At 40.0% G+C, this 12319-nt stretch carries 9 protein-coding genes; 6 read left to right on the plus strand and 3 right to left on the minus strand.

Translation table 11 applies throughout. From position 1 onward, the window contains the following. Nucleotides 1-289 precede the first annotated feature (289 nt). The 3 genes from RTR76_RS19775 to RTR76_RS19785 are packed head-to-tail and all read right to left on the minus strand — an operon-like array spanning nt 290 to nt 3652. Nucleotides 290-1696 (minus strand): VWA-like domain-containing protein, encoded by a 1407-nt coding sequence (locus tag RTR76_RS19775; protein WP_312524228.1) that lies wholly within the window; start codon nt 1694-1696, stop codon nt 290-292. A 6-nt stretch (nt 1697-1702) separates the two neighbouring features. After that, on the minus strand, nt 1703-2830 hold the full coding sequence (locus RTR76_RS19780; RefSeq protein WP_312524230.1) for an ATP-binding protein: 1128 nt from the start codon (nt 2828-2830) through the stop codon (nt 1703-1705). 12 nt (nt 2831-2842) lie between these two features. Then, nucleotides 2843-3652 carry a hypothetical protein gene (locus RTR76_RS19785; protein WP_312524232.1) on the minus strand — a complete coding sequence of 270 codons (810 nt, stop codon included), beginning with the start codon at nt 3650-3652 and terminating at the stop codon, nt 2843-2845. Nucleotides 3653-3850: 198 nt separating this feature from the next. On the opposite strand from RTR76_RS19785, the gene RTR76_RS19790 reads away from it, so the two are divergent. The 6 genes from RTR76_RS19790 to ahpF all read left to right on the plus strand — a co-directional run. Then, complete coding sequence (locus RTR76_RS19790) at nt 3851-5152, plus strand: aminotransferase class I/II-fold pyridoxal phosphate-dependent enzyme (RefSeq protein ID WP_312524233.1); 1302 nt, start codon at nt 3851-3853, stop codon at nt 5150-5152. A 359-nt stretch (nt 5153-5511) separates the two neighbouring features. Continuing rightward, on the plus strand, nt 5512-6972 hold the full coding sequence (locus tag RTR76_RS19795) for an aminoacyl-histidine dipeptidase (RefSeq protein WP_312524234.1): 1461 nt from the start codon (nt 5512-5514) through the stop codon (nt 6970-6972). 60 nt (nt 6973-7032) lie between these two features. Continuing rightward, nucleotides 7033-8973 (plus strand): OPT/YSL family transporter, encoded by a 1941-nt coding sequence (locus tag RTR76_RS19800; protein WP_312524237.1) that lies wholly within the window; start codon nt 7033-7035, stop codon nt 8971-8973. Between the two features lie 2 nt (nt 8974-8975). Further along, nucleotides 8976-9410, plus strand: a complete 435-nt coding sequence (locus tag RTR76_RS19805; RefSeq protein ID WP_312524239.1) for a GNAT family N-acetyltransferase — start codon at nt 8976-8978, stop codon at nt 9408-9410. A gap of 810 nt (nt 9411-10220) precedes the next feature. Further along, nucleotides 10221-10784, plus strand: a complete 564-nt coding sequence (gene ahpC, locus RTR76_RS19810; protein ID WP_312524241.1) for an alkyl hydroperoxide reductase subunit C — start codon at nt 10221-10223, stop codon at nt 10782-10784. A gap of 12 nt (nt 10785-10796) precedes the next feature. Continuing rightward, the coding region (ahpF, locus tag RTR76_RS19815; protein WP_312524242.1) for an alkyl hydroperoxide reductase subunit F at nt 10797-12319 on the plus strand (1523 nt) is incomplete at its 3' end.

The raw sequence follows: 12319 nt of genomic DNA on the forward strand, positions 1-12319 counted from the left end.
AATTCACGGCTGCAGCAAAGTTTGAACGTTGAATCACCAACTACTGCTTGCAGCAGAACACGAACAATCTGTTTACTTGTGAATAGAAGTGTACTTTTGTTACTTGCTTGCTTTAGCTACTGTAAATCGACATGGAAAATTAGTGTAAATAAGCTAGATTGTGTATACATTGTGCAATTAACCTTATAACTTAATAATATAGCTTTAAAAGACATAGTTCAACCATGACTTTTAAAAAAATTCTGTATTTTATTTATTTTTTAAATTTGGAAGGTGTTTTTGATTAATTTTAAATACCGATTCGTTCCTGGTTATTCATAGAGTAGCCGCCTTTTTCTACATCGCTTAAATCCAGACTATTGTCTTTTATTTCAATAGTCGAGAGCTTCTTAACTACTCCATAGGATTTTTCTAATGAGAGTCGATCTCCTCTTCCGGAAATAACCCATAATGTTTGATACCCTCGCGGTATGGACAAGAGCTTATTTTCACCTTTGCCATCAGTAAAATACACTAACAAATTAAACTTTCGGGTGTTAGCATATTCAAAGACAGGGGTAAATCGAGTACCTCCCCGTATGGTACTTCTAGCTTTTATATCTTTTGCAGATTTGACTTGATACACACGCCTAATTTCATTGTCACATTCAATAAGCGTAAGTTCATGATTATAATTTTTTACGATACTGAGCACTTCTTTTATCGCTTGATTAAACTCTTCATCGCTAATACTTCCACTAATGTCAAGGGCGATGGCAATTTTAGCTTTATGGCTTCTAAGCCGACCGCGTAAATCCATGCGATCAGGCTGTCGCCGGTTTCTTCTTGTTATGGTTTTCTTTTGGCCGCTTTCAACAGTACCCATTAACCTCTTTAAGTATAAATTCCAAGGCAATTCACTTTTGCTATTTCTAAGTGATGTCAAGATACTTGCTAAATAGTTAGGAATAGTTCCTTTTTGCGAGGCTTCTATGAACTTTCCGGTAAATTCTCTGAGTGTTTCTTCCTCTATTTCGCTGGAATCTTCCCAGATGTCATGAGTTTTTTCCGGATCGTATGCAGGTACTAGTTTTTCATCAGCCTTGCTATCATTTTCTGTTTCGTCTTCGACTACTTCCAGTAAGTCCAGGGCCGTTTGAATCTGCTCCACATAATATTCAAACGGCTCAAAGGGTGAGAGTTTTAAAGCGTAATTTAAATTTACCCATTCTAAGGTGGTCGCGTAGGGCGGCAGGTGGTCTAAATAAGTGTTCACTACAATATCCATGGCAATATTAATTGCCATGGTGCTATAGGAACGCTGAAGTTCTTTTGCTCTACTTAAATGCATGGATACTATATGGAGGATTTCATGTTTAATCGAGCTTTCCATTTGCTTTAAAGTAAGCGTTAAAAAAATAATGGGATTAAAATAAATCACATATTTTGCTTCTTTAAAGTTTACAGCAGTGGGACTGCTGATATCAAAACGCAGCTCTCTAGACATTTGCAGCAAAAAATATCCATAGAAATTATTTTTATCTTCCAGAAGGCTCAGATTGACTTTGTCAACAAGAGTTAAGAACTCACTTTTAAAATCCTCAGGGATGCAGATACGAGCATTGTCGTCTTGTCGTTTTTCTTTTAAAAAGTGGGTAATAATCAAATATGCATTTTCGTAAAGCGGGCTTACCTGATTTTCAAAATAAGTTTTCATTCATAATCACCTGATTGAACGATAAGATTCAAAATAAGCCTCGACAAAAGTCTCATTCTCTAAGGCGAGTTCGTAAACTGCCGGATAACTGTTTTTAATATCCTTCATGATGCCGATCATTAAATCCACAGGATACAGTTTCAAAAAAACAATCAGTCTTTCAACTGTAGATTCTGCGTCAAGACCATTATTTTGTAGATAGGTCTCTAAATGTTTCAGAATATTTTTAGCAGCTAGGTACAATCTTGTATGACTTTCGTTTTTTACTTTTTCCCCGATTGATTCATGCAGAAAGTTTCCCGAAAACACATCGTCGTAAGAAATGAGTGCGCTAAAATCAGAGTCAACAAAGGCAACAAACTCTTCGGCAATAAGTTTTCCTACATTTCCTCTGATCACATTTAAAAACACAGATCTGGGAATAAGCCCATTTTTTTCTTTATAAATTCTATAAATGCCAGAAATTCTTTCATAGCTTCTTGGTGTTGCTCTAATGTCATCTGCATTAATTCTATGTAAATATTCCGGGAAGGTTGAAATGAACTCAATAACTTTTTGTTCAAGGTTAGCAGCGATTGCCCAATCTACCCACTGTATATAATCAGGTTCCATGTGTAGCCATACAAAGCGGTTTTCCTGAGCTACATCCATATCTACCACTTGATAATCAAAATCGGAACCATATTTACCGGAAGGATTCATGGCCGCTACAATTTTTACCCGTTCGTGCAACTTATAGCCATTAATTTCCCGATTTAATATTAAATTCATTAATTCCTGCTGTACAGTATGTTCGCAACGATTAATCTCATCAATAAATAAAAGAACTGTTTCTCCACGGGCCACTTCTTCATCAATTTGTTTTAGCTTAGTATGAACGGCATATACGGTAGCTTTCTTTTCAACTCTTTCTCCTAAGTGATTAACAGTTGTATAAGATTCTATGGTTGGAAGTCCGCCTATTTCGCCTTCTTTAAGGAGATTTCCGTCAATAGTAATGAAACTCCAATTGTTTTTCTGAGCGAGTTCTTTTGCTAAAGCTGTTTTGCCAACGCCTGTTTCTCCAACGATTAATGGCACTTCGCCTGTTGCCAGTACTAAATCAACACTTTTTAACGTATCGATAAAATTCATGCTTTCTCCCACCTACTTTAGTTTTAGCTTTTCATCTACGGCTATTTTTTTTGCCGTTCTACTTCCATGTTGATAAATAAACATTAATTTATCCAGGGATACAATGTCACTAGCTTTATCGATCATACTGCAATTTAAAAAATCTCTAACATATTTTTCTTCTACGTCTTCTTTAGATAATACTTCGGCTAACACTTGACTTAATTCACTTGGGGATATTTCTGTCTCTTTTTTGAGATATTTAATGACTAAAATGTTTACTTTCAAGAATTCTAACAGTTTATTTTTATCTAAGTCATTGATAAGCCGAATAGCCTGTTCATTATTTTTAATAGCAATAAGCTCTACATGCGGTGCCGGAGAATGAATATACCGTAATGCATCATAACTTATTCTTACAGCCGCTTCTTGAACGATTGGCAAAGGCTTTTTGATAAACTTAATGGAATCGTAATTTTTTTCTACTGCCAATAACTGCAATTCCTCAGTGGGACTATTTACGTATTTAATCGCCCAGCCCGCTTGCTTGATTGCTAATTTTAACAGCGCTTCTGGTGGATCTTTGATATATTCTAAGTTGTTCCAACCAGCATTGATTGCTTTGATCATCATAGCTTCTGTAGGGCTGCTAATAAATTGTATTGCCCGGGGATTGTTGTTTATCGCTGCTTCTTGCATCTCTCTGGTTGGTTGATGGATATATTGCAGCGTAAGTCCATTTTTCTTAATTGCTACCATTTTCATCTCATCAGTAGGAGTATCGATAAATGATAGGGCATACGGATTCTTTTCTATCATTTCAATAAGCTTTGATTTTTCCATAAAGCTATGCTCCTTTTATCCCTATTTTAAAATGGCATGCTTTAAACTATTTTTAGGGATATAAATAGAATAATTATACCACTGTAGAAAAAAGGGAGCTACAATGCTGGGAAACTAAAAGTTATCATCTGTAAAAAAGGACCTTGATTGCTCATTCAAGAATATCAATTATACAATTAGATTTGGAGGACGATTTCTGTGGCGGACAAAATACTAGAAACTTCAAGTAAATGCGAAGCGCGACGTGCATTTCTCACGTTCTGTTCGCCTAAAACGCGACTGTTACATGATCCGGTTTCTGATCCCTATGAAGTTAGCGGTCATCCAAATCCATCGGGACTTGGAGAAGCTAGCTCCTTTTCGCAGAAGGGTTCCTGGGGGCAAAGTTCCGTTTTGTTTCCTTTGTTTGAGACCTACCGTGCAGCAGACGAATGCGGCAGAGCACCTTATGGCGGCGCTGAATATGGCATTCCTCTGACACCGGAAGCCGACGCTGTTTGTAAAAAAATTGCCCTGTTGCATAAAGGGCAAGGTGCTGTCATTTGTTCATCGGGATTAGCCGCGATTGCTACAACGGTAGATGCATTTTCCCCGAAAGCCGTTCTTATTCCCGACAATGTATATGGGCCCATGATCCGGTTTCTGAACAGGCGGCGAATAAGACAAATCCGTTATCCGGCAGGTGCTTCAGCAGATGAATTTCGCGCAGTATTGGTAAGAGCGCGTAGCGAATACGCTAAGCGTGAAGACTTGCTTGTCTATATCGAGGCCCCGGGCAGCGGGACTTTCGAAATTCCCGACATTGATGGAATAATAGCCAGCGCAAAAGAGGCTGAATTACGTATTGTTATGGATAATACATGGGCAAGCCACATCCGTTTTCAACCTCTAGAACGAGGTGTTGATATTGTTGTGCAAGCGACGACAAAATATGAAGGTGGCTATGGTGATACGCCGTCAGGTGTTGTTATTGCCAAGCATTCACAAGATCTGCAGATTATAGCTGACGAATTGCGCGCAACCGGCAATGGTGCGGTCGCACCCACAACCTGTGCGCGGCTTTATCATCGAATTGATTCGACAGAGGAGCGTCTCAATCAGCACGCCGACACTGCTGGCCGGCTGATCGAGTGGTTTTTGAAGCAGCCGTTTGTCACAGCTGTTCTATCGCCAACGTTAGAAACCTCACCATATTACGAACGCTTCCAGCGTTACTTTGGCAAAGGCAATAGTCTGTTTAGTGTGGTTTTTCATCCTGGACTAGCAGCGAAGAATATTGAGGCCTTTGTAGATGAACTAAACCTGTTCTGGGTTGCCGAAAGCTGGGGCGGCCATTTATCACTTGTTTTGCCGGTGCATGCTAAGCGGGAAGTTACAACTCTGCCAAAGGGCTATATTTTACGTTTTCACGCCGGCTTGGAAGATTATCAGGATCTTTTGCGTGATCTCAACGAGGCAGCAGAGTGCTTGCAAGCAATTGATTATCAACGCATTTCGTAGATAAAGCATATACAGCATATGGTCCAATCCTGTTGTCGATAGCACTCTCGCTCCGGCTCTAGCGGCATGGAATAGGGGTGCTTTTTCTTAGGATTCATAAATATTCTCAGTACGGTAAAAAGTAAAGACTAATTGTGTTACTCATTGTATATGTTGAACAAACAAAAAAGAAAAACTCTGTACAATCTGCCCCTATAGGAGAGAATATTAAGAATGTTACAATATAACTTAGAAATTTAAGTTTTTTTCCTGTTTTTGTGATTGATTTGTAAAGGCAGGGGAGGGAGAGCCGTCAGTTGAACTGACAGTGGCGGGTATGTGACATGGCTTGAAGTTTAACAGGAAAGGAAGTAATGATAATGACAAAAATACTTAAGGATCTACAACCGGTTGAAGTATTTACTTACTTTGAAATGCTGTCCCAGATTCCAAGAGGATCTGGAAATGAAAAAGAGGTTAGCGATTATTTAGCGGCTTTCGCTAAGGAGCACGGACTTGAATATGTGCAGGATGCTGCACTTAATGTTGTTATAAAAAAGAAGGCAACACCAGGCTATGAAAATGCTCCTTCTATCATTTTGCAGGGACACATGGATATGGTCTGTGAAAAAAATAGAGATGTCGAGCATGATTTTACTAAAGATCCACTCAAGTTAAGAATCCTTGATGATATGATTTATGCTACAGGTACAACCTTGGGAGCAGACAACGGAATTGCTGTGGCCATGGGCTTGGCAATATTGGCTTCCAATCAGTATCAACATCCTGCAATAGAAGTAGTTATTACAACTTCAGAAGAAACCGGTATGGATGGAGTAGTAGCATTAGATCCTAAGGATGTTGAGGGCAGAACGCTGATCAATATCGACTCTGAAGAAGAAGGTACGTTATTAGTGAGCTGTGCTGGGGGAGTTACCGCTAAGACAAAGATTCCGGCAGAATGGGAAGTAACAAGCGATACAACTCTTATTCCCTATGGCATTAAGGTAAAAGGCCTGAAGGGTGGCCATTCTGGAATGGAAATTGATAAGGAAAGAGGAAATGCTAATAAATTATTAGGTCGGATATTGATGTCTGTTTTATCAGAGGTCGACTTTAGCCTCAGTTCAATCAGCGGAGGGGCAAAGAACAATGCAATTCCACGGGAAGCGGAAGCAGTTATTTTAATCCATGCCAAGGACAAGGATTTTGTTGAGAAAAAAATAGTTGAGTGTGGAAATGTATTTTCGACTGAACTAAGGACATCCGACGCGGATATACAAGTGGAATATGAAGTTTTACCTGCCCTGCCTCCAAAAATGCTTTCGAGAAAATCTACTCATCATGTGGTTAACTACTTATATATCGCTTTAAATGGTATTACCTCAATGAGTATGGATATTAAGGGACTAGTAGAAAGCTCATTGAACCTTGGCGTAATTTCTACAGACAAGGAATCGATTGAGTTTATCAGCGCAATCAGAAGTTCTGTTAAAAGTCTAAAAACAGAATTATATAATCGATTAGCTGTAACGGCAAAATTAAACGGCGGAAGTGTTGTTGGTGAAGGTGATTATCCGGAGTGGGCTTATAACCCATCTTCAAAAATAAGAGTCGTTTTTGAAGATGTTTATGAAAAGATGTACGGAAAGAAACCTCATATTACCGCGATACATGCAGGATTGGAGTGCGGATTATTTACAGAGAAATTTGACGGAATGGATGCAATTTCTTTTGGCCCTAACCTATATGATGTGCATACACCGGATGAGCATATGAGCATATCTTCCGTGCAACGGACATGGGAATACCTGCTGGAAGTACTGAAGAGTATAAAATAGTTTAGGCGGAAAGTCTATCTTTAATGGCAGCGCGATAAATAATACGTAAGGGGTATTTAAATGAACAAAAAGCTTTCAAGAGGCGCGTATGGCGGCGTAGCCGGTAAAGACTATGTGCCTTACATTTCCAGTGGTTCTAAACTGGGTGGAAATGTTGCCGTATTAATGATTGGTGTTATTTTAGCGGCTTTATTTGCAGCATCCACTGCCTATTCAGGCATGAAATCAGGGCTGACGGTTGCAGCTGGCATACCGGGATCAATTATTGGTTCCGCATTTATAGCCGCATTCGCTAAGCAAAAAGGTATTCTTGGCAAAAACTTAATTCAAGGCATGTCCAGCGGGGGCGAATCTGTTGCAAGCGGCATGATTTTCGTTTTGCCATCAATTTTGCTAATTGGAGCGCAGGTTTCTTTTCTTGAAGGCCTTGCTGTCGGTGTAGGTGGAGTATTGTTCGGCATTGGCATTGCTTCTATTGTTTACAACTATTTATTAGTTGAAGAGCACGGCAAATTAATGTACCCTGAGTCAATGGCTATATCAGAAACTCTTGTTGCGTCCGAAGGGGCTGGAGAATCCGTCAAGTATATGGGGATTGGCTTTGGCGTAAGCGGACTAATAACCGTTGTTACGGAATCATTTTTAAATGCAGCGAATACCGTAATCAGTTTTGTAAACGAAACTTTCTATAAATGGAAATTTGAAGTCGAAGTTAACCCACTATTAGTTGGAATAGGCTTCATTGTCGGATTAGATGTTGCTATCACCATGTTTGCCGGCTCGATATTGGCCAACTTTGGTATAATGTCTTTAATCGGCTATTTCGCTTCTTTCGGGAATAACGGAGCAACTATATGGAATAATCAGCATGTTGCGATAAACGCTATGCAAGTGAAGCATATAGCAGGCAGCTATGTAAAATATATCGGTGCCGGGATGATGCTTTCCGGTGGCCTAATCGGGGCTGTTAGACTGATACCTACAATTATTTCTTCGATAAAAGAAACGCTTAATGCAAAATCTGCTAATGGTTCCGGCAGCTCGTCAGCTGCGAACGTTATACTCATTGCAGGGGTAATTGTGGGGTTTGCAGCAGGCTTTCTGATATCCGGTGGCAATATGGTAATGGCAGTTGGAGCTACCGTTTTATCACTATTCTTATCGTTACTATTTGTTATTGTCTCAGGCCGTCTAACTGGCACAATAGGTACCTCCAATCTTCCCGTATCAGGTATGACAATCGCATCGTTAGTCATTGTGACCTTGCTATTTGTTTTATTTGGCTGGAAAAATCAGGAAAGTAATAAATCGTTGCTTTTATTCGGCACGTTTATCGTTATTGCAATATCCGTAGCAGGTGGTTATTGTCAATCACAAAAGGTTAATTTTATCATAGGCGGACAGCGCAATGAGATGGATAAATATTTTACCATTGCGTCTGTAGTTGGTGTTGCAGTAGTGATTGGTGTTATCATATTACTTTCCAACCAGCTTGCGCTGACTGGTGATAATGTACCATTTGCCTTACCACAGGCTAACTTAATGGCAACGTTAACTGCAGGAATTATGTCAGGTCAATTGCCCTGGCCGATTATCATAGTCGGCGTTGTTATGGGATTTGTTTTGTTTTTATTAAGGCTTCCTATCATGACAGTTGCTATAGGATTCTACTTGCCGATATCAACAACATCGATCATTCTCATCGGTGCATTTCTTCGTCACTTTGTAGAAAAATCGTGTAAATCAGAACACGAAAAAGAGGTGAGAGTCGCTAATGGCATAAGTTTATCTTCCGGACTTGTTGCTGGTGGCTCGATTGTAGGATTGATTGGTATCATCCTGCAATTATCCGGAGTGATAAAGGGAAATGGACCAAGCGGATTTGCTGCTACGAATGAAATGGCATTTTTATTATTAGTAGTGCTGGCATTCGCTACAATAATGCCAATTTTGAAGAGTAGAGTAAATGCTCCAACAAGCAATGACACAGGGAAGAGGTAACAATGATAATAAAACCAGTTTTTGGTGATTACCAGAGGCTGATCGCTATCTGGGAAAGTTCAGTGCGTGCTACGCATCACTTTATAACCGAAGCGGATATTCAGTTTTATAAACCGCTGATTTTGGAAGAATATTTTCATGCGGTAGATTTATTTTGCTACAAGGATGAAGCTCTTGCTATTCATGGATTCATAGGAGTGGCAGATAATAAAGTGGAAATGCTGTTCATTGATGATTGTATGCGCGGCCAAGGAATTGGCAAACAGTTGTTATTATATGGGATAAATCAATTGAATATAGGAAAAGTAGATGTTAATGAGCAAAATACACAAGCTGTTGATTTCTATAAGCATATGGGTTTTTGCGTTACTGGTCGTTCGGAGCTAGACGCTGCAGGGAAGAACTATCCCATTCTCTTTATGGAATTAGCAAGGTAGCTGCAGGCTTATTAGCAAGCAGATTTCTTTGCTGGAAGAACATGAAACAAAGGTCCTGGTCCTTATCAAAAAGGAGTAGGACCTTTTTCCTATTTTGTCAAGAAAAAATTAACAAAAAATTCTAAAATATTCTTGATATTTTTTTGTACATCTTTACTTGTGATAGAGAATTGGCTGTATTACGATAAATGCTGCGAGACTTATTCTTTTTATAAGCCAAGAGCGTAAACAGAAAAATTATGTAATGTTAAATAAGAAATGTGAAGGGAAGGAACCAATGGGGAACAACAAGAAGAACAACAGGCACAGATGTCAGTGTGGCAGTTCGGTGTTTGAAAACGTAGATATTACTTCGACAAGCAGTCCACAAAAGCAATATTTTACGAGATGCAGAAAATGCGGGCTCGTTATTCGCGGTTATCGAAGCGGTACTATTCCAGCAGTTATACAATTGCTGAAGCGAGTATGTGAGCGTGTAAGGTTTAAAAGAAGTGTCTAACTGACAAAGAACGTGTCCAATCTCAATATGGATTGGACACGTTCTTTTGTTTTCCTTTACCGCCTTTGGTTAAGGGTATACTCCTCTTGAAACATGGAGACAACTATTCAGTATGAAGATAGATCTTTTACTCGGTGAAGTCATTACATTCAAGTAATTCTATTTTTTATTTGTAAAATTTTCAAATAAGTATTGACGTTTAGTAAAATTTATATGATAATATAAATCAAATGATAATAATTATTGCTTAGTTAGTTTTTTGCTTAAGCAATAATTACAAAAATAAAATTTACATATGGAGGTAATTGATTATGTCATTAATTGGAACTGAGGTAAAACCGTTTACTGCGCAGGCGTATCACAATGGAAAATTCGTTGAAGTAACTGAAGCGAATTTCAAAGGAAAGTGGAGCGTGGTATGCTTCTATCCGGCAGATTTTACGTTTGTATGCCCAACAGAACTTGAGGATCTGCAAGACCAATATGCTGCTTTGAAAGAGCTGGGAGTGGAAGTATATTCTGTTTCCACAGATACTCACTTTACTCACAAAGCTTGGCATGACAGTTCGGAAACGATCAAAAAAATCACTTACGTTATGATTGGCGATCCTTCCCATACCTTATCAAGAAATTTTGAAGTATTGATTGAGGCACAAGGACTTGCTGACCGCGGTACCTTTATTATTGACCCAGATGGACTGGTGCAGGCTGTTGAAATCAATGCCGGCGGTATTGGCCGTGACGCAAGCACGCTGATTAATAAAATTAAAGCTGCCCAATATGTTAGAAAAAATCCTAACGAAGTTTGCCCTGCAAGATGGCGTGAAGGATCTGCCACCCTTAAACCAAACCTGGATCTTGTTGGGAAGATTTAAGAGGTGAGTTCTATGTTGCTAGATAGCGATGTAAAAGCACAACTATCTCAATATCTGCAATTAATGGAAGGCAATGTGCTGATTAAAGTCAGCGCAGGCAGCGACAATGTATCTAGTGACATGATTGCTCTGGTAGAAGAGATTTCTTCGATGTCTCCCTTGATCACAACCGAGAAGACGGAGCTGCCAAGGACGCCTAGCTTTAGTATCCAGCGGGTAGGAGCAGATAGTGGAATAACATTTGCCGGTATTCCTTTGGGGCATGAATTTAATTCTTTGGTGCTAGCCTTGTTGCAGGTCAGCGGCAGAGCGCCTAAGGTTGAGCAAAAAGTAATTGATCAGATTAAGGCAGTTAAAGGCACCTATCGTTTTGAAACGTATATCAGCCTGACCTGCCATAATTGTCCAGAGGTTGTCCAGGCGTTAAATTTAATGAGTGTTCTCAATCCTGCCGTTACGCATACTATGGTGGATGGTGCTGTTTTTCAAGAGGAAGTTCATTCTAAGAATATTATGGCAGTGCCTGTTGTTTACCTGAATGGTGAATTTTTCAGCAGCGGTCGTATGAGCGTTGAGGAAATACTAGCCAAAATCAGCGATAGTGGTCCTGACATAGCTGAGTTTGACGAAAAAGAACCGTTTGATATTCTGGTTGTAGGCAGCGGCCCCGCTGGTGCGAGTGCGGCTATTTATGCCGCAAGAAAAGGGATCCGTACAGGCATGGTTGCTGAGCGGTTTGGCGGTCAGGTTAAAGAGACGCTGGGAATTGAAAACTTTATCAGTATGAAATATACCGAGGGTCCCAAGCTTGCTGAAAGCCTGGAAGAGCATGTCAAAGAATATCCGGTTGACGTAATGAAGCTGCAGCGCGCCAAAAGTTTGGCAAAGAAAGAATTTGTAGAAGTTGAATTGGAAAATGGCGCTGTCTTAAAGAGTAAAGCGGTGATTCTCTCGACAGGTGCCCGATGGCGCAATATTGGTGTACCGGGAGAAGCCGAATATAAAAATAAAGGGGTAGCGTATTGCCCTCATTGTGACGGTCCCTTGTTTAAAGGAAAGCGTGTGGCTGTCATAGGCGGCGGCAACTCCGGAATTGAAGCGGCAATTGATTTGGCAGGGATTGTAGAGCATGTGACGGTGCTGGAATTCATGCCCGAGCTGAAAGCAGATACTGTATTGCAGAAACGTTTATTCAGCCTACCCAATGTGACTGTATTAAAAAATGTGCAAACTAAAGAGATTACCGGTACAGATAAGGTTAACGGTTTGTCTTATATGGTTTGCGGTACAGAGGAGATCCATCATCTGGAGCTGGAAGGCGTATTTATCCTGATTGGTCTCGTTCCCAACACCGAGTGGCTGAATGGCTCCGTAGAACGCAATCGCTTTGGTGAGATCGTTGTAGACAGCCATGGAGCGACGAATGTGCCAGGGGTATTCGCAGCAGGAGACTGCACGAACAGCCCGTATAAGCAGATTATTATTGCTATGGGATCCGGTGCGAATGCGGCACTAGGCGCATTTGACTACTTAAT

It is taken from the genome of Anaerospora sp., assembly GCF_032013335.1.
GTDB lineage: Bacteria > Bacillota > Negativicutes > Sporomusales > DSM-15969 > Anaerospora.